This window comes from Citrobacter sp. RHBSTW-00599, assembly GCF_013784065.1.
Taxonomy (GTDB): domain Bacteria; phylum Pseudomonadota; class Gammaproteobacteria; order Enterobacterales; family Enterobacteriaceae; genus Citrobacter; species Citrobacter braakii.
In genome coordinates this window covers 1,400,266-1,420,122 of the sequence record NZ_CP056717.1, presented here as the reverse complement: position 1 = coordinate 1,420,122, position 19,857 = coordinate 1,400,266, and the positions used below count along the sequence as shown (strand labels likewise).

Sequence of the window (19,857 nt, the reverse complement as noted above, 5' to 3'; positions counted from 1 at the left end):
GCTATGCCAATACACGACAAGACTCCACGACCGCAGGAATTTGCTGCGGTCGACCTTGGTTCAAACAGTTTCCATATGGTCATTGCCCGCGTGGTTGATGGCGCAATGCAGATTATCGGGCGACTGAAACAGCGCGTTCATCTGGCGGATGGCCTCGGCGAAGATAACAAGCTGAGCGAAGAGGCAATGGAGCGCGGATTAAGCTGCCTGTCGCTGTTCGCCGAACGTCTGCAGGGCTTTCCCCCATCAAGCGTATGCATCGTGGGAACCCATACTTTGCGTCAGGCGCTAAATGCGACCGAGTTTCTCAAGCGAGCAGAAAAAGTTATCCCCTACCCGATTGAGATTATTTCCGGTAATGAAGAAGCCCGACTGATTTTTATGGGCGTGGAGCACACCCAGCCGGAAAAGGGTCGTAAGCTGGTTATTGATATCGGCGGTGGTTCAACAGAACTGGTGATCGGCGAAGATTTCGAGCCCAAATTGGTGGAAAGTCGTCGTATGGGCTGCGTCAGTTTTGCTCAGATGTATTTCCCGGGCGGCGCTATTAGTCGGGAAAACTTCCAGCGTGCGCGCATGGCGGCAGCGCAAAAGCTTGAAACCTTAACCTGGCAGTTTCGCATTCAGGGCTGGAACGTTGCGCTGGGCGCGTCGGGCACGATTAAAGCGGCACACGAAGTGCTGCTGGAGATGGGTGAGAAAGATGGTTTTATCACCCCCGAACGCCTGGACAAACTGCGAACCGAAGTGCTGAAGCATGCGTCATTCGATGCGCTCAGCCTGCCGGGGCTGTCTGAAGAACGAAAAGCGGTGTTTGTGCCGGGACTCGCGATTCTGTGCGGCGTTTTTGACGCACTGGCTATCCGCGAACTCCGCCTTTCTGATGGTGCACTACGCGAAGGCGTGCTGTATGAGATGGAAGGTCGTTTTCGCCACCAGGACGTTCGCAGCCGTACTGCGAGCAGCCTGGCGAACCAGTACAACATCGACAGCGAACAGGCCCGGCGCGTACTGGAAACGACGATGCAAATGTACGATCAGTGGCATACGCAGCAGCCAAAGCTGGCCAATCCACAACTGGAAGCGTTGCTGCGCTGGGCGGCGATGCTGCATGAGGTTGGGCTGAACATCAACCACAGCGGTTTACATCGCCACTCGGCGTATATCCTCCAAAACAGCGATTTACCGGGTTTCAATCAGGAACAACAGCTGATGATGGCAACCCTGGTTCGATATCATCGCAAAGCGGTGAAACTGGATGATTTGCCCCGCTTTACGCTGTTCAAGAAAAAACAGTTTTTGCCGTTAATTCAGCTGTTGCGCCTGGGCGTGCTGCTGAATAATCAGCGACAGGCGACCACCACGCCACCGACGCTGACCCTAATTACCGACGACAACCACTGGACCTTACGCTTTCCGCATGACTGGTTTAGCCAGAATGCGCTGGTGCTGCTCGATCTGGAAAAAGAGCAGCAATACTGGGAAGCCGTTACCGGCTGGCGTCTCAAAATTGAAGAAGAGAGTTCACCCGATATCGCCGCATAAGCTCTCAGCAGGTGCCAGTTCTTCTGGCACCTGTTCTTCCAGCATTTCATGCAACGGCTGCGGTTTACCAATCAGATACCCCTGCATGTAATCAATCCCCAGCGAAATTACCGCACTGCGTATTTCTTCGCTTTCGACGTACTCCGCGACCACCAGCATTCTTTTCATCCGCGCCAGATGGCAAATAGAGGCCACGATTTGATAGTCGAGGCTATTCGAAACGATGTTGCGAATAAAGCTGCCATCAATTTTCAGGATATCGGCATTCACATTCTTCAGCCGCGCATAGCTGGCATATCCGGTACCAAAATCATCAATCGCAATCTGACAGCCCAATGATTGCAGCTGCAGTAACGTTGCCTGCGCCTGTTCCGCATTGGTTAAGGCATTACTTTCCGTTACTTCAAAAATCAGCTGCCACGGTTCAACTTTGTACTTAATCAGTAGCTGGTTGATGTCATGCGGAAGCCGGGCCCGGCATACCGATGTGGGAGATAAGTTAATAGCAAACCGACGGGCGGGCATTTTTTCCCGATTCTGCGCCATAAACTTCATCGTATTTTCAATCACCCACAGATCGATGCTGGATGACAATCCAAACTCATGCGCTACCGGTAAGAAGCTGTCAGGACCGATGGTTTTACCATCATCTCCCTCTAGCCGCAGCAGAATTTCGTGATAAACATCGCCGCGCACACCTGAAATCGGCTGCGCCATCAGGAAAAAGCGATTGTGCTCCAGCGCCAGTTGCAGACGATTCATCATCGCAACCTTATCTTTCAGGTCACGTTGCAGGTGCATCACGCCTCGGCGCTGCAAATTCTCTGGCGCATTGGTCGCCAGAGAAAGCTCGGCGATGGTGCTTAACTCCCCCAGTAACAAGTAGATGTGATTAACCGGAGAACGGACATAGCAAAAACTAATCCCCACCTGCGGCTGTAAAGGCATGCCATCCCAGATAAAACGAAACTGCTTGATATGCCTGTCCAGCGCTTCAATACGCTCCTGATGCGACTCGGTGTTAAAACGCAGAACTAAATCATTACCCGATAACTGATAGACATGCTCATCTTGTTTCAGCAATGGCTTTACCCACTGGGCAAGTTTTTGCTTGTACTGGATACGCAGCATAATGCCGTAATTTTTCACCAGCAGTTCCATACCCGGAACACTCAAAAAGCAAAGCACTGACCATGGCGCCTTTCTCAAATCCCGGTTCAAAGCGCGCAAATTCGGAATATGCACCATGGGGTCAAAGAAGGCCAGACGATGAGAATGTCTGGCGACAATTCTCTGGCGCGTTGCCAGTACGGCAATAAAATTCACGATGAAGGAGAAAACCAGGTAACTCGATGAGGTAATGGCAAGTTGCACATCGTAACCCGAATACCAAGGCATATAGCGTTGATAATAATGAATTGCTGTAATGAGTACGAGCATCCATATTAACGAAATAAATTTATAACCGTAACGCATAGCTCCCCATAGCATGACGGGCAGCATCAGTGACAAGGTATAATTCGTGCTAAATATCGAGCTTTTCTCATCTAGCGGCATACACAACAATGTCATTAGTATGGTCAATATAATCAACCAGACCGCAAACTCTGTTTTGGTAACTTTGGTATCAAACTGCTGCTTTAACTGAGATAAATAACCTCTGATATACAAAGGATTACGAATCGTGCGAATTATTAAGTAGCACAGTGGAACCCCAACCAGATTCCCGGCCAGCATGGCCTGATAGTTGATCAACGTGCCGGTATTAAGGGGCATAACGCCCACCATGCCGGATTTGCTCTCATAGACGCCCACAAACGCGGCGAAATGGAAGAATAGCAGAAACAGCGTTGCCGGGCAGAAAACCTGCCAAAACATGTGCTGAAACATCAGGTGGGAGTCACCGTAAGAAACGTTATTCCGCCGGGGAGCAAAAACTTTATACCCTCCCCAACTGAGCACTATCGTAACTATAAAGTGCGAAATTATTGAGAGCATTTCAAATAACCCAACCTGCGGATATTTGTACCAGATGATGGAAATGATAATTCCTGGTAATGCCGCCCAGCCAAAAAACAACATCAGGCTAATCATCAGCGCTAAAGGCAGGTAGAAAAGAATTACGTTCCCGGTACTAATATGGGCATAAGTGTTAGCAGTGCTCAATATAGGCAACAGCAAGGAAGGCAAGATGAGAGGTAACGCCCACCATCTATCTCTAATACCAATATAATTTTTATTGAGTTTCATAGATGCTCAGTAGAATCCCGCACATCCTGCAGGGGGTATTCGGACAGGCATCCCACCTGACGTTAAAACGATAAAGTTAAATACATTAAAATGACTCATCAATTTTAGTTGTCAGCAAAGGGTGATGCTTGATACACATCAATAAATAAGTCCCTCATTAATCAATTATTACTCTTTTCATGGTTTTTTATCGTTATCTCATTATTAATGCAAATAATAATATTAATTTCCATAACATAAATAGATAAAACAACTGAAGCAATTTTACATAACGAAAAATTGACCATTCCCTCACAGTATGCCTTAATGTGACTATCGCCCTCAGTTGGGTACACTACAAGGAACCTTTTGTGAGCCAGGTTACCAGCCTACGCAAACGACACCGATTTAACAGTCGCATGATCCGGATCGTACTGCTTATCAGCTTTCTTTTCTTCTTCGGACGCTTCGTCTACTCCGCCATAGGTGCGTGGCACCACCACCAGAACAAAAAAGAAACTCAGCAGATCACCCTGCCGCAACAGGCATCTCCTGCACAAACTGACGTACGCTGATCGCTCGCGCCGAGGATACCCCCAGCATTAAGATTCCTTACCGGATGGCTAATCGCCTGACATTTAACCATCCGGTAAGGGATTTGAGTGATGAAACTTCACGTAGTCTTGCCCGCCCACACGTGCTGATATATCGGATAATCAACCGTGTTTTTCGCACAAATACACCATCTTTTAATCCCACTTCACCGCGCCATTCGCGCTGATTTTTTTACGTTCCAGTGTACTGGATATAAAAAAGATACACTGCGCTCAAATAGACGCTAATTAATATCGCTAGAAAATATCACTGACCAAAACATTCATATTTAGCATGAAATTAAATGCTTATCTGAATTGTTACCATTATTAAATTCCACAGGGTAATACCATGAGTACTTTTCATTATTTCCGTAAATAAGAAGCGGTGTTGAATGGATCGCAGACGTTAAGTGTGTGATTAACCCTACTATCGAGCAGGACTGTCGCATCGATAAAATTCGCGCAATAAAAAGCCCTCTGTAAACAGAGGGCTTTTACATACTACCGGTTCAGAAACCGCTAAACGGGAGAAATATTATTCCCACTCAATCGTAGCTGGCGGCTTACCGCTGATGTCATACACCACGCGGGAAATACCGTTAACTTCGTTGATAATGCGGTTAGAGACGCGGCCTAAGAAGTCATACGGCAGGTGCGCCCAGTGCGCGGTCATAAAGTCGATGGTTTCAACAGCACGCAGGGAAACAACCCAGTCGTACTTACGGCCATCGCCCATGACGCCAACGGAACGTACGGGCAGGAACACGGTGAACGCCTGGCTCACTTTGTTGTACAGGTCAGCGTTGTGCAGTTCCTCAATGAAGATAGCATCCGCACGGCGCAGCAGGTCGCAGTACTCTTTCTTCACTTCGCCCAGGACGCGTACGCCCAGACCCGGCCCCGGGAATGGGTGACGGTACAGCATGTCGTACGGCAGACCAAGCTCCAGACCAATCTTACGCACTTCGTCTTTGAACAGCTCACGCAGCGGTTCAACCAGACCCATCTTCATCTCTTTCGGCAAACCGCCCACGTTGTGGTGAGATTTGATGACGTGCGCTTTACCGGTGGCAGAAGCCGCGGATTCGATCACGTCCGGATAGATGGTTCCCTGCGCCAGCCACTTAACGTCTTCCAGCTTCAGCGCTTCTTCGTCGAAGACTTCCACGAACACGCGGCCAATGATTTTACGTTTAGCTTCCGGATCGTTCTCGCCTTTCAGCGCGTCCAGGAAACGCTTTTCACCTTCAACATGAATGATGTTCAGGCCGAAATGGTCGCCGAACATATCCATCACCTGCTGAGCTTCGTTGAGACGCAGCAGACCGTTGTCGACGAACACACAGGTCAGGTTTTTGCCAATCGCACGGTGCAGTAGCATCGCGGTGACGGAGGAGTCAACGCCGCCGGAGAGGCCGAGGATCACTTTATCAGTGCCAACCTGCTCACGAATGCGGGCAACGGCGTCATCGATAATTTTTGCCGGGGTCCACAGCGCTTCACACTGGCAGATGTCGCGCACAAAACGCTCCAGCATGCGCATCCCCTGACGGGTGTGGGTAACTTCCGGATGGAACTGCACACCGTAGAAACGTTTTTCCTCGTGCGCCATGATGGCAAACGGGCAGTTGTCGGTGCTGGCAACGGTCACGAAACCTTCCGGAATAGCGGTCACTTTGTCGCCGTGGCTCATCCACACGTCCAGCAGTGGTTTGCCGTCTGCGGTCAGAGAGTCTTCAATACCGCGGATCAGCGCGCTGTCGGTCTGAACTTCAACCTGCGCATAGCCGAATTCACGTTCGTTAGAACCTTCAACATGACCACCGAGCTGCATTGCCATAGTCTGCATGCCGTAGCACACGCCGAACACAGGCACGCCCGCAGTGAAAACGTATTCCGGCGCACGCGGGCTGTTTTCTTCAGTGGTGCTTTCCGGACCACCGGAAAGAATGATACCGCTTGGGTTGAATTCGCGAATTTGTGCTTCCGTAACATCCCACGCCCACAGTTCACAATAGACGCCCAGTTCACGTACGCGACGAGCAACCAGCTGAGTGTACTGAGATCCGAAATCAAGGATGAGAATGCGATGTTTATGAATATTGTCTGTCATTGACGCTAATTCCGAGGCAAGTGAAACAAATTCGCCCGGCATATAGCCGGGCGCGGAAACTTATCAGGAGCCCATGCGATAGTTAGGGGACTCTTTGGTGATGGTCACATCGTGAACGTGACTTTCCTGAATACCCGCACCGCTGATACGTACAAACTCTGCTTTTGTTCGCAGCGCGTCGATAGTACCACAGCCGGTCAGACCCATACAGGAGCGCAGGCCCCCCATCTGCTGGTGAATGATCTCTTTCAGGCGACCTTTATACGCAACGCGACCTTCAATACCTTCCGGGACCAGTTTGTCAGCGGCGTTATCGCTTTGGAAATAACGGTCGGAAGAACCTTTGGACATCGCGCCCAAAGAGCCCATACCACGGTATGATTTGTAAGAACGGCCCTGATACAGTTCGATTTCGCCCGGAGATTCTTCAGTCCCCGCCAGCATAGAGCCAACCATCACTGCAGAAGCACCCGCAGCGATCGCTTTTGCGATGTCGCCGGAAAAACGAATACCGCCATCGGCAATAACCGGAATACCTGTGCCTTCCAGCGCTTCAACGGCGTCAGAAACGGCGGTGATCTGCGGTACACCGACGCCGGTAACGATACGGGTAGTACAGATGGAGCCTGGGCCGATACCGACTTTAACAGCGCTGCAGCCGGCTTCCGCCAGCGCGCGAGCGCCTGCACCAGTCGCAACGTTCCCCCCGATGATCTGCAGATCCGGGTATTTAGCACGAGTTTCACGGATACGCTGCAGTACGCCTTCTGAGTGACCGTGAGAGGAGTCAATCAGCAGAACATCCACGCCAGCGGCAACCAGCGCGTCAACACGCTCTTCGTTACCCGCACCTGCGCCTACAGCAGCCCCAACGCGCAGACGACCATGCTCGTCTTTACAAGCGTTAGGTTTACGTTCCGCTTTCTGGAAATCTTTCACGGTGATCATGCCGAGCAGATGGAAGCTGTCGTCAACAACCAGCGCTTTTTCGACGCGTTTTTCGTGCATTTTGGAAAAGACAACATCGCGTGCTTCGCCTTCACGAACTGTCACCAGACGCTCTTTCGGCGTCATGTAGACGCTAACCGGCTGATTCAGATCAGTCACAAACCGTACGTCACGACCGGTGATGATGCCGACCAGTTCGTTATCTTCAGTCACTACCGGGTAGCCTGCGAAACCGTTACGCTCGGTCAGTTCTTTTACTTCGCGCAGAGTGGTGGTTGGCAGTACGGTTTGTGGGTCGGTCACGACGCCAGATTCATGTTTCTTCACGCGACGAACTTCTTCCGCCTGGCGCTCAATAGACATGTTTTTGTGGATAAAACCGATGCCGCCTTCCTGAGCCAGGGCAATTGCCAGGCGCGCTTCCGTCACGGTGTCCATTGCTGCGGAGAGCATAGGAATGTTCAGGCGAATGGTTTTCGTCAACTGGGTGCTGAGATCAGCAGTATTCGGCAGAACGGTAGAATGAGCGGGAACGAGGAGGACGTCGTCAAACGTCAGGGCTTCTTTTGCGATACGTAGCATGGGCAATATCTCACCTGGGAGGTTATTAAATATTGCCGCGGCATTATACAGAGCGTAACCGATTGCATCCACACTTTTTTGCAAAAAAACCTTGCGCTCCTCTGTGAGCATGTTACTTTCGACTGAATAACTTGCTGATTTAGAATTTGATCCCGCTCACATGTTATCCTCTCAGACCACCTCAATTTTTACCGTAAGCCGCCTGAATCAGACGGTTCGTTTGCTGCTTGAGCAGGAAATGGGACAAGTGTGGATCAGCGGTGAAATTTCGAATTTCACTCAGCCGTCCTCCGGTCACTGGTATTTCACGCTCAAAGATGACACCGCTCAGGTACGCTGCGCGATGTTTCGCAACAGCAATCGCCGGGTAACGTTCCGACCACAGCACGGTCAGCAGGTACTGGTACGCGCCAACATTACATTGTACGAGCCGCGCGGCGACTATCAGATAATTGTTGAGAGCATGCAGCCAGCGGGCGAAGGTTTGCTGCAGCAAAAATATGAACAACTCAAGGCCAAACTGAAGGCTGAAGGGCTATTCGATCAGCAGTTCAAAAAAACGCTGCCTTCACCGGCCCACTGCGTCGGGGTAATCACCTCTAAAACCGGCGCCGCGCTGCACGATATTCTCCACGTCCTGAAGCGTCGCGACCCTTCCCTGCCCGTTATTATCTACCCGACCGCAGTCCAGGGCGATGATGCGCCAGGGCAGATCGTTCGGGCCATTGAACTGGCGAACGCGCGGGGCGAGTGCGATGTGCTGCTCGTCGGGCGCGGCGGCGGCTCGCTGGAAGATTTGTGGAGCTTTAACGACGAACGTGTAGCACGGGCGATCTTTGCCAGCCGCATTCCAGTCGTCAGCGCCGTCGGCCATGAAACCGATGTCACTATTGCCGATTTTATTGCAGATTTACGGGCACCTACGCCGTCGGCGGCAGCAGAAATTGTCAGCCGTAATCAGCTTGAACTGCTGCGTCAAATACAGCATGGTCAGCAGCGTCTGGAGATGGCGATGGACTACTACCTCGCCAATCGTACTCGTCGGTTTACCCAGCTTCATCACCGCTTGCAACAGCAGCATCCGCAACTGCGTCTGGCCCGTCAGCAGACCGTGCTGGAACGACTGCGTCAGAGAATGAACTTCGCACTTGAGAATAAGATTAAACAGGCAAATCAGCGTCAGCAGCGCATGCTGCAGCGTCTGAATCAGCAAAACCCGCAGCCGCGTATTTACCGTGCGCAAACACGCATTCAGCAGCTGGAATACCGCCTGGCGGAAAATATCCGTGCGCGTTTAAGCGAACAGCGCGAGCGTTTTGGCAACGCGGTTACCCATCTTGAGGCAGTCAGCCCACTGGCTACACTGGCGCGCGGTTATAGCGTGACGACCGCAAAAGAGGGTGAAGTGCTGAAACAGACTAAACAGGTTACAGCAGGTGATGTGCTCACCACCCGCCTGTCTGACGGATGGGTGGAAAGCGAAGTGAGAGCTGTCACGAAGACAAAGAAAACACGCAGGAAAAAACAGGATTAAAGCGGCACAAACGCCACGCGTTTCTTCGAGATAAGGCCATGACCGTTCTGGCAGAAATAATCCACCGCACCACAGGCTTTAAGCACCTGCAGCGGCTGATTGCACTCCGGGCAGTGCGCTTCTAACTGAATATCTTTATTACAGTTATCACAGTGCGCCATACCGTTTTGCGGCTCCAGCTCTGCATGACAATCCGGGCAAATAATAGACATAGCGACTCCAGTACAGGGATCCATTACTGCGCTGAGTTTAACACGATGCGTTTAATGCCGCCCGCGTAACTGCTGCTGTAACGTTAACAGGCACTCCACTTCCTCCAGCCTGCGCTGCGTCGTGCGGCTCACTTCCTGTGGACTGCGTTCAAACAGACTTTGCGCGCCCAGAATATGCTCCGCCAGACAATGGGCATATACACTACCAGGCAGACTCCAGCGTTGTACAACATCACCGTCAATCAATTCGAGCACATCCTCGACACCACGGCGATCATGGCTAATGACACGACCATCGCGCAGACAAAGGCGCAAGCCTTTTTGTCCGCCAGCCGGCCCCGCGTATTTATTCAGCCAGATGTCCAGCGGAATGCCGCTAATCTGTCCCTGCAGATGCGCCTCTCCTTCTGCTGTGGTCAGGTCGCCCTCTACAATATTACGTCCCAGACGGTCTTTAGAGCTTTTCACCTGCAAGGTCATACTGTCATTACCGCCCAGGTAACGCACTGTTTCACGCAGCATTGCCAGTACATGTGTGCCAATGTCCAGAATCACACCGTCCGGATGACGAAGCTCACGGGTATCCGGCTCACCGGTGGCAAAGTTTAGCGCAATAGGTTCTCCAACAGCATTAAACCCGCTCGGTTCCTGCAAAAAACCGTCGATTTTAGCAATGTGTGAAAAGTGAGAGACAAGTGCCTGTTGTGGAATATCGCCCTGCCACTGCGCTCCGAGTTTGCCCAACGCCAGCTGCATTGCACCATTGCGTGCCATCCAATGGTCGAGTGCCAGCACGCGGTTGGCAGCATCCGGTTGAGTCAGCAGCGTTTTCAGTTTTTCAATTTGGGAAAGCGTGGCGACAATAGGCTTTTCGACCACAATACGAGCGATGGGAGCCGCCAGCGCCTGTTCAAGCACATCGAGGTGATGCAGGGATGCGGTGGTAATAAACAGGGTATCAAGCGGCATTGCAAGAAGTTCAGCGAGCGACGCACAGCGTGTCACGTCTGCGGGCTGCTTTGCGGATTGAACATCAAATCCCACACAGCGTAGTGCATCACCGAACATATTACGTAATGCGGGCAAGTATGCCGTTTCAACGACTGCACCAAGCCCAACAAATCCTAACAGCATGCTCTTACCTCGTTAATTGAATAGCCGGGACATAACGTCTGCCCCGGCACAATCGAGGTGTTATCAGGCGCTAGTTGCCGGTTTAGTTTGCGTATTCTCCAGCATGCGACGAATCGGAACAATGAGGATGATCAGTACCGCAGCGCAGATCAGCAGCGCAATCGAGCAGCGTGCGAAGAGATCCGGCAGCATATCCAGTTGGTCAGCCTTCACATGACCGCCAATCAAACCTGCGGCCAGGTTGCCCAGCGCACTGGCGCAGAACCACAGGCCCATCATCTGCCCGCGCATTCTTTCCGGCGCCAGCAGCGTCATTGTCGCCAGACCGATCGGACTCAGGCACAGCTCGCCAAGCGTCAGCATCAGGATACTGCCCACCAGCCAGAATGGAGAAACGCCTGCCCCGCCGTTACTGAGAACGTTTTGCGCCGCCATCATCATCAGACCGAAGCCTGCCGCCGCAAAGAGGATACCGATAACAAACTTGGTGATGCTACTCGGGCGAATATTCATGCTTGCCAGCTTCGGCCATGCCCAACTGAATACCGGTGCCAGCAGGATAATAAACAGCGCGTTTATCGACTGGAACCAGACCGCCGGGATTTCAAAATCACCGATCATACGGTTAGTGTAGTCGTTGGCGAACAGGTTGAATGAGGTTGGCTTCTGCTCAAACGCGGACCAGAAGAACGCGGCGGAAACCAGCAGGATAAAGCAGACCAGCAGTCTGGCGCGCTCTTTACGGTTCAGACCGGCAAAGATGAACAGGTAGATAAAGTAGAGCGCAACGGAGGCTGCAATCACGTACACCAGCATGCTGGCAACCGCGACCGGATTAATTACAATCACGCCTTGCGCTATCAGCGTAACGATAACCGCCGCACCGACAGCCAGCGCCAACAGCCACGCGCCCACGCCGTTACGTTTCACTACCGGGCTATTCCAGGTGGAGTCGAGCCCCACTTCGCTGTCGTAGCGTTTCATTGATGGAACGGCAAATACACGGAAAATGATCAACGCCACCAACATCCCGATACCACCGATGCCAAAGCCCCAGTGCCAGCCATGGGTTTTAATCAGCCAGCCGGAAATCAGCGGCGCGATAAACGACCCCATGTTGATGCCCATGTAGAACAGCGAGAAACCGCCGTCGCGACGCGCATCGCCTTTTTTATACAGCGTGCCAACCATGACCGAAATACAGGTCTTAAACAGACCGGAGCCGAGCACGATAAACATCAGACCAATAAAGAACAGGTTGTTCCCCATAATGGCGGAGAGCGCAATTGACAGATGGCCGAGGGCAATCAGGATGGAACCGTACCACACCGCTTTCTGTTGGCCGAGCCAGTTATCAGCCAGCCAGCCACCCGGCAGCGCAGCGAGGTACATCGTACCGGCAAAGATACCCACAATCGCCGAGGCATTTTCACGTGCCAGCCCCATGCCGCCGTCATAAACGGTAGCAGCCATAAACAGGATCAGTAACGGGCGAATGCCATAAAACGAGAAGCGCTCCCACATCTCTGTGAAGAACAGCGAGCCGAGCGGATAAGGATGGCCGAAGAAAGTTCGGCTTTCTTTTTGATTAACAGAGGATTGCATAATTCTCCCGAAAGTTATGTCGTCGTGTGTGTAAACACCGCGATGTACGCCAGCCAGTTACGTATCTGACCGATTTTTTACATGCGGCGAAAATTTATTTAACCATTTGATAACCTAAGGCTAGTTTTGTCTAGTACCAGCCCCCGGACTTTAAGACGAAAACTCGACAAATGTCTACTTTCTTAGATTTAAACTTGGTAAAAAATGAATAGTGATTGACATCGCACGGGCTGAGGCTGGCGATGAAACTTCGAAAAAAAACCCGCGACAAGCACGGGTTTTTATCAGCATCAGCAACGGTTACTTGCTTTTTTTGATGTGTTTTATCAAACGCTTACGTTTGCGCATCTGCGTCGGCGTCAGCGTATTACGCTTGTTCGCAAACGGGTTTTCCCCTTCTTTGAACTGAATGCGGATCGGCGTCCCCATTACATCCAAAGACTTACGGAAATAGTTCATCAGATAGCGCTTGTAGGAATCCGGCAGGTCTTTGACCTGGTTGCCGTGAATCACCACGATTGGTGGGTTATAACCACCGGCGTGGGCATATTTCAGCTTCACACGACGACCACGCACCAGCGGCGGCTGATGATCTTCTGCCGCCATAGTCATAATGCGCGTCAGCATCGCGGTGCTAACGCGACGGGTAGAGCTGTCATACGCTTCGCGGACCGATTCAAACAGATTACCCACGCCGCTGCCGTGCAGCGCAGAGATGAAGTGTACACGCGCAAAATCAATAAAGCCCAGACGGAAGTCCAAAGTCTCTTTGACCTGCTCTTTCACTTCCTGCGTCAGGCCATCCCACTTGTTGACCACAATTACAAGTGAACGCCCACTATTGAGGATAAAGCCCAGCAGCGACAGGTCCTGATCGGAAATACCTTCGCGCGCATCAATCACCAGCATCACCACGTTGGCATCTTCAATCGCCTGCAGCGTTTTGATAACTGAGAATTTTTCTACTGCTTCGGTAATTTTGCCGCGCTTACGCACGCCCGCGGTATCGATGAGCACATATTCGCGCTCATCGCGTTGCATCGGGATATAAATACTGTCACGCGTGGTCCCCGGCATGTCGTAAACCACTACGCGGTCTTCGCCGAGAATACGGTTAGTAAGCGTGGACTTACCTACGTTCGGGCGACCAACAATCGCCAGTTTGATCGGCAGGTCCTGCGGATTGAAGTCGTCTTCAGGCTCCTCTTCACCGTTCTCTTCGGCTTCCAGTTGCGCCCAATATTCTGCATCTTCATCCACTTCTTCCTGAGGAGCAACGTCATCCATCCACGGCAGCAGAACATGCTCCAGCAGGCTGAGAACACCACGACCATGGGATGCCGCGATCGGATAAATTTCACCCAGACCCAGCGAGTAGAAATCGACGACCGCCTGATCAGGATCGAGTCCGTCAGTTTTGTTGGCTACCAGGAACGTCGGTTTCTGGCGCGAACGCAGATGTTTCGCAATGGCTTCATCCGCAGGCATCAGGCCAGCACGCGCATCTACCATGAACAGCACAACGTCCGCTTCTTCGATCGCCAACAGCGACTGTTCCGCCATGCGGGTTTCTACACCGTCTTCGGTGCCATCAATACCGCCGGTATCAATACAGATAAACTCGCGGCCTTCAATTTCCGCACGACCGTACTTACGGTCACGAGTCAGACCCGGGAAATCCGCAACCAGCGCATCTCGGGTGCGAGTTAGACGGTTAAATAACGTGGATTTGCCAACGTTAGGGCGCCCGACAAGCGCGACCACAGGTACCATGTTTAAAGCCTCATTTAATAAATCATCAGACAACGGGCACATTTTTTGCGCCGTTGTTAAAAACAGTAAAACGGCCCCTGCACCAGGAGCCGTTTTTCAAAGCGAGCGGCCGGGACGATTAACGCGTAATAGAGTACAGCGTACCGTCTTTCGCCTGGATCAGCAGTTTACCATCAGCAGAGACCGGCTCGGTCAGGAAACCAGAGCTGTCAACTTTCTGCTGGGCGACAAAGCGGCCATCGTCAACGTTAATCCAGTGCAGGTAGCCTTCGCTATCACCCACGACCAGATTGCCGTTATACAATACCGGGGACGTCAGCAGACGGTGCAGCAGATCGCTTTGCGTCCACAGCGTCACACCGCCGTCGGTGGTCAGCGCCAGTACACGGTCGTTCTGGTCAACCAGGTAGATACGGTTACCGTCGACGATGAAATCATTCACTGAGCCCAGTTCACGTTTCCACATGATCTGACCGCTGCGCAGATCCAGCGCCGTCAGGTTACCATTATAAGCCAGCGCGTAGACAACGCCATTGACGATAACCGGCGTGGTATCAACGTCGCTCAGACGATCGATTTCCGTTGGACCTGTCGCCTGAGAAATACGCTGCTGCCAAATCATCTGGCCCTGCTGCATCAGCACGGCGCTTACGCGGCCGTTATCACCGCCAACGATAGCTGCGCCAAAGGCGGTCGCTGGGGCAGATTCGCCGCGCAGAGACAGAGAAGGCATGTCGAGGTTAACGGTCCATTTGATAGCGCCGTCAGCTTCGTTCAAGGCCTGCAACTGACCGTTACTGGTGTGGATTAATACCACGCCATCGCTCACAACAGGACGAGACAGCGCTTCACCGGCAACTTTCGTCTGCCATGCGGTGGTACCATCGCTGGTGTTCAGCGCATAAACCTGCGCTTTTTCGCTGCCAATGTAAACATGGCCACCGGACACGGTTACACCGCCAGAAAGCTGTGCAGATGCGCGGGAGAACCAGCCGTCTTTCTCACCCAGATTAACAGACCAGACTTCTTTGCCGTCGTCCGCATTTAACGCCTTAACGACGCCGGCGCGATCGGCTGCATAGACAACGTTATCCGCCAGCGCAGGATGAAGATTGGAATAGAAATCACCAATACCGTTACCTACAGAGGTGCTCCAGTCCGTAGACGGAGTAAACTGGTTTTCAACCACCGGTAATGGGGACATCTTAACGACATCTTCTTCGCCACTAAACAGTGAACAGCCGCTCAATAGGGTAACGGAAAGCAGCCCTGGCAGAAGTAATTTACGCAATTGCATCGGGTCCCTCTCAGATGGACAAATTATTGATTTTCATCTGCATCATTTCGCTCAGAGCAGGAGAGGCATCGCTTTTCACGCCCGCTTCCCATGCGCTACGCGCACCTTGTTTATCGCCTTTGCTCAGCAATGCTTCACCGCGCAGGTCGGCAACAATGGCCGTCCACCCTTCACCTTTAATGGTGTCGAGTGTTTTCAGCGCGGTATCAGCCTGTTTAAGCTGAACCTGAACACGAGCCAGACGCAGGTTAATCACCGCTTTGAGATTCTCATCGCTGGTCGCTGCTAAGCCTTGTTGCAGCTGGCTTGCGGCTTTCTCAAGTTCATTTTGGTCAACAAACTGCTGCGCCAGTTCCAGTGAAGCTAACGCGCCGTAGGTATTTTTGTTTTCTGCGGCAAATTTCTCTGCAGCAGGAAGACTATCCGGTTTACCCGCGCTAACCGCAGTCACCGTATTTTGATATGCCAGAGAAGCAGAGCGTGCGGACTCCGTCTGATGGCTGGTCCAGTAACGCCAGCCAACCAGCGCGCCAACCCCTAAAATGACCCCAACAGCCAGCGCTTTGCCGTTTTCAGCAAAGAAGCGTTTTACTGCATCAATCTGGTCGTTTTCGTTCTCGTAAATTTCCACGCTGTCCTTCTCCTTAGCCCAGTAGAGTGCGCAAATGCGCGGCAACGCTATCCTGCGCTACTGCCGTTTGCTCACCAGAGCGCAAATCCTTCACTACAACAGTACCGTCAGCCACTTCGGACTCGCCCAGTACCAGTGCAACGCGGGCGCCCCACTTGTCGGCGCGGGCGAACTGTTTCTTAAAGTTGCCGCCACCGTGGTTTGTCATCAGTTTCACACCAGGAACTTCATCGCGCAGACGTTCTGCAAGCCGCATTGCCGCCGACTGCGTATCCGCCCCCGAAGCGACCAGGTATATATCGACAACAGGATCTGCGTTAAATTCCGGATTAACTGCCTGAACCAACAAAACAAGTCGTTCCAGACCCATGGCAAAGCCTACGGCCGGCGTTGCGCGACCGCCAAGTTGCTCTACCAGACCGTCGTAACGCCCACCGGCACACACTGTACCCTGAGAGCCCAGGCTGCTGGTGACCCACTCAAATACGGTGCGGTTGTAATAATCAAGACCACGAACCAGACGCTGATTGACGGTGTAGGCAATACCTGCGGATTCCAGCAGTTTGCACAGGCCCGCAAAGTGCTCGCGAGAGTCGTCATCAAGATAGTCGCCCAGCGCAGGTGCGTCGTTGAGCAGCGCCTGTACTTCCGGGTTTTTGGAGTCGAGAACGCGCAGCGGGTTAGTGTACATACGGCGCTTGCAGTCTTCGTCCAGTTTCTCTTTGTGCTGTTCCAGGTAGGCGACCAGCGCATCACGGTAGTTAGCGCGGGCTTCAAGCGAACCAATTGAGTTCAGCTCAAGGCTGACATGCTGAGAAATACCCAGCGCGCGCCACCAGCGAGCGGTCAGCATAATCAGTTCAGCATCGATGTCCGGGCCTTGCAGGCCAAACACTTCAACACCCAGCTGATGGAATTGACGATAGCGCCCTTTTTGCGGACGTTCGTGGCGGAACATCGGCCCGATATACCACAGACGCTGTTCCTGATTGTACAGGAGACCATGTTCGATGCCGGCGCGTACGCAGCCCGCAGTCCCTTCAGGACGCAACGTCAGGCTGTCGCCATTACGGTCTTCAAAGGTATACATCTCTTTTTCAACCACGTCGGTGACTTCACCGATCGCGCGTTTGAATAACGGGGTCTGCTCTACAATCGGCAAGCGGATTTCACTGTAACCGTAGCTACCGAGCACGTTTTTGAGAGTGCCTTCAATGCGCTGCCAGATGGCGGTTTCGCCAGGCAGATAATCGTTCATGCCGCGAATGGCTTGAATGTTTTTTGCCACGTTTATTCTCTTTATGAATATAAAAATGAACCCTCAGCGCTAACCCGAACAATGCGGGCGCCATGCGGGTTCAATCATACACGGGAAGCACGCCGCTTCCCATCACGTTGTTATTTTTCAAGCTGCTGCACGTCGATACGACGCGCTTCGTCCAGGATACTCGCTTTGGCGCGAATGCGGGCTTCAAGCTGCGTAATCATATCGTCGTTATCGAGTCGATCCTTACGCACGCCGTCTTCATACAGACCGCTTTTCTTGTTACCACCCGTCACGCCCAGCGTAGAAACCAGCGCTTCGCCAGGACCGTTCACCACGCAGCCGATGATCGAAACATCCATTGGCGTAATGATATCTTCCAGACGTTGTTCCAGCGCGTTAACCGTACCGATAACGTCGAACTCCTGACGCGAGCAGGTTGGGCAGGCGATAAAGTTGATCCCGCGCGCACGAATGCGCAGCGATTTCAGTATATCGAAGCCAACCTTGATCTCTTCCACCGGATCCGCTGCCAGAGAGACACGCAGCGTATCGCCGATCCCTTCGGACAACAGCAATCCTAAACCGATCGCTGATTTTACCGCCCCACTGCGTGCACCACCGGCTTCGGTGATCCCCAAATGCAGCGGTTGATCGATCTGTTTCGCCAGCAGGCGATAGGATTCTACGGCGAGGAAAACGTCAGACGCTTTAACGCTGACTTTGAATTGATCGAAGTTCAGACGATCGAGGTGATCCACATGGCGCATAGCGGATTCCAGCAGCGCCTGCGGCGTCGGTTCACCGTATTTTTCCTGCAGATCTTTTTCCAGCGATCCGGCGTTGACGCCGATACGGATAGGAATATTTTTATCACGAGCGCAGTCCACTACCATGCGGATACGCTCTTCATTACCGATATTGCCTGGGTTGATACGCAGGCAATCGACGCCGTATTCCGCCACCTTCAGCGCGATACGATAGTCGAAGTGAATATCGGCAACCAGCGGGACATTAACCTGCTGTTTGATAAGCTTGAACGCTTCTGCGGCATCCATTGTCGGTACAGAGACACGAACAATATCTGCGCCGACGCGTTCCAGCGCTTTGATCTGATTAACCGTCGCATCCACATCTGTGGTACGCGTATTGGTCATAGACTGTACGGCGATGGGCGCGCCATCGCCGATCGGCACGTTCCCAACGTAAATGCGTGTCGATTTTCTACGTTGAATTGGAGCCTGGTTATGCATTAAAAAATCTCCCGCATTGCCGTCTGTTACTGAGCCGGTGATTGTTCGGCATTAACGGTCAGACGCGCAACCTGGTTAGTTCTGATAAAACGACTCAGATCGACAGGTTTACCCTGGAACTGAATCTGCACTGCCGCCGGAGCGCCAATTTTCAGTTTGTACGGCGCCTGACCCGTCAGATTCAGATTGCCGTCCTTACGCTGCATACCACTGAACAGTTTTTTTCCGGTCGCATCGGTCACTTCCAGCCAGCAATCGGCGGTAAAGTTCATTACCAGTGCGTTAGGATCGGCGGCTGGGGTAGTGACACCCGCCTGGTCAGTCGGCAGCGGCGCCGCGGTAGCTGGCGCAGCAGTTGCTGTATCGACGTTAGCCTGAGAAGGTGCCACAACGGCATTCTGCTGCGCATCAGCGGCAGGTGCCGGGGTCGCAGCAACATCTGGCGTAGGCGCTGCGTCCGCCACCGCGCCATCGTCTGGAGCCGGGGTAGTATCCTGGCCCGCTGCGGCGCTGGTATCTAACGGTACGTTCTGCGCACCATCTTTACCGGCATTCAGCTCAGCGGAGGATTGATCGGCCATGGTGGTGATCTCTTCCTGCTGCGCTTTATGGTTCTGCCACCACCAGGCTCCCGTCAGTCCGACAACGACAAACAGCACCAGCCAGGTAAAGGTCATTAACCAGCCGTCGCGTTTTTTACGACGCTTACCGAGCGAGAAGCTCTGCATCGGTGCGACTTTGGCTGGGCGAATCGGAGCCTGTTTTTCCAGCCCTGGCAACAGTTCTTCTTCAGGAATATGCACCAGACGCGCATAAGAACGGATATAACCGCGCAGGAATGTTGAAGCGAGATCGGCTGGTGCCTTATCTTCTTCAATATCACGTACCGTGGAGACCTTCAGGCAAAGTCGCTCCGCGACTGCCTGCTGGCTGAATCCGAGTTGTTCACGGGCATTGCGCAGACGAACGCCGGTGGATAGTGCTTCATTTTTGTCGTGCGTGGCTTCAGTATTCATTCGCTACAGCTGCGTAAATTTGGGTTCTGATGCCGGCGAGCCACAATGCTCACCCACACCGCGAAACATCTGGTCAGTTAACCTTCGTCAGACAGTATAAAACGGTCAGACTATCAAAGACAAAA

Annotated in this window: 15 protein-coding genes; 3 read left to right on the top strand and 12 right to left on the bottom strand. The window is 52.5% G+C overall.

The annotated features are described in order from the left end of the window. The first annotated feature begins 3 nt into the window (after positions 1–3). Complete coding sequence (gene ppx, locus HV243_RS06665) at positions 4–1,545, top strand: exopolyphosphatase (RefSeq protein ID WP_046275211.1); 1,542 nt, start codon at positions 4–6, stop codon at positions 1,543–1,545. Here ppx and HV243_RS06660 read toward each other — a convergent pair. Continuing rightward, positions 1,525–3,795 (bottom strand): sensor domain-containing phosphodiesterase, encoded by a 2,271-nt coding sequence (locus HV243_RS06660; RefSeq protein ID WP_053388628.1) that lies wholly within the window; start codon positions 3,793–3,795, stop codon positions 1,525–1,527. The two genes, ppx and HV243_RS06660, sit on opposite strands and share 21 nt — an antisense overlap. A 350-nt stretch (positions 3,796–4,145) precedes the next feature. Between HV243_RS06660 and HV243_RS06655 the strand changes: the two genes are divergently transcribed. Next, on the top strand, positions 4,146–4,349 hold the full coding sequence (locus tag HV243_RS06655) for a YfgG family protein (RefSeq protein WP_049041558.1): 204 nt from the start codon (positions 4,146–4,148) through the stop codon (positions 4,347–4,349). Between the two features lie 556 nt (positions 4,350–4,905). Here the strand turns inward: HV243_RS06655 and guaA are convergent. Both guaA and guaB read right to left on the bottom strand, forming a co-directional pair. Beyond that, positions 4,906–6,483 (bottom strand): glutamine-hydrolyzing GMP synthase, encoded by a 1,578-nt coding sequence (gene guaA / locus HV243_RS06650; protein WP_016153990.1) that lies wholly within the window; start codon positions 6,481–6,483, stop codon positions 4,906–4,908. 63 nt (positions 6,484–6,546) lie between these two features. Further along, positions 6,547–8,013 (bottom strand): IMP dehydrogenase, encoded by a 1,467-nt coding sequence (gene guaB / locus HV243_RS06645; protein WP_053388666.1) that lies wholly within the window; start codon positions 8,011–8,013, stop codon positions 6,547–6,549. A gap of 160 nt (positions 8,014–8,173) precedes the next feature. Here guaB and xseA point away from each other — a divergent pair, with 160 nt between their 5' ends. Continuing rightward, complete coding sequence (gene xseA, locus HV243_RS06640; RefSeq protein WP_053388667.1) at positions 8,174–9,547, top strand: exodeoxyribonuclease VII large subunit; 1,374 nt, start codon at positions 8,174–8,176, stop codon at positions 9,545–9,547. Here the strand turns inward: xseA and HV243_RS06635 are convergent. From HV243_RS06635 to rodZ, 9 genes are all read right to left on the bottom strand, one after another. Beyond that, complete coding sequence (locus HV243_RS06635; RefSeq protein WP_016157125.1) at positions 9,544–9,759, bottom strand: zinc ribbon domain-containing protein; 216 nt, start codon at positions 9,757–9,759, stop codon at positions 9,544–9,546. The genes xseA and HV243_RS06635 overlap by 4 nt on opposite strands. A 51-nt stretch (positions 9,760–9,810) precedes the next feature. Continuing rightward, a complete protein-coding gene (locus tag HV243_RS06630; RefSeq protein WP_053388668.1) occupies positions 9,811–10,893 on the bottom strand; it encodes a Gfo/Idh/MocA family oxidoreductase in 1,083 nt (360 codons plus the stop codon). Between the two features lie 63 nt (positions 10,894–10,956). Further along, the gene (locus HV243_RS06625) at positions 10,957–12,498 is read right to left on the bottom strand and encodes a peptide MFS transporter (protein ID WP_047358235.1); all 1,542 of its coding nucleotides are present in this window, start codon (positions 12,496–12,498) and stop codon (positions 10,957–10,959) included. Between the two features lie 300 nt (positions 12,499–12,798). Continuing rightward, positions 12,799–14,271 carry a ribosome biogenesis GTPase Der gene (der, locus tag HV243_RS06620; RefSeq protein ID WP_016153996.1) on the bottom strand — a complete coding sequence of 491 codons (1,473 nt, stop codon included), beginning with the start codon at positions 14,269–14,271 and terminating at the stop codon, positions 12,799–12,801. Between the two features lie 118 nt (positions 14,272–14,389). Beyond that, complete coding sequence (bamB, locus tag HV243_RS06615; protein WP_016153997.1) at positions 14,390–15,568, bottom strand: outer membrane protein assembly factor BamB; 1,179 nt, start codon at positions 15,566–15,568, stop codon at positions 14,390–14,392. Between the two features lie 10 nt (positions 15,569–15,578). Further along, positions 15,579–16,199 (bottom strand): YfgM family protein, encoded by a 621-nt coding sequence (locus HV243_RS06610; RefSeq protein WP_016157128.1) that lies wholly within the window; start codon positions 16,197–16,199, stop codon positions 15,579–15,581. Positions 16,200–16,212: 13 nt separating this feature from the next. Then, positions 16,213–17,487: a histidine--tRNA ligase gene (gene hisS, locus HV243_RS06605; protein WP_019077380.1), complete on the bottom strand. Its 1,275-nt coding sequence runs from the start codon at positions 17,485–17,487 to the stop codon at positions 16,213–16,215. 110 nt (positions 17,488–17,597) lie between these two features. Continuing rightward, positions 17,598–18,716 (bottom strand): flavodoxin-dependent (E)-4-hydroxy-3-methylbut-2-enyl-diphosphate synthase, encoded by a 1,119-nt coding sequence (gene ispG / locus HV243_RS06600; protein WP_053388670.1) that lies wholly within the window; start codon positions 18,714–18,716, stop codon positions 17,598–17,600. Between the two features lie 26 nt (positions 18,717–18,742). Continuing rightward, complete coding sequence (gene rodZ / locus HV243_RS06595) at positions 18,743–19,732, bottom strand: cytoskeleton protein RodZ (protein ID WP_016154001.1); 990 nt, start codon at positions 19,730–19,732, stop codon at positions 18,743–18,745. Positions 19,733–19,857: the final 125 nt, after the last annotated feature.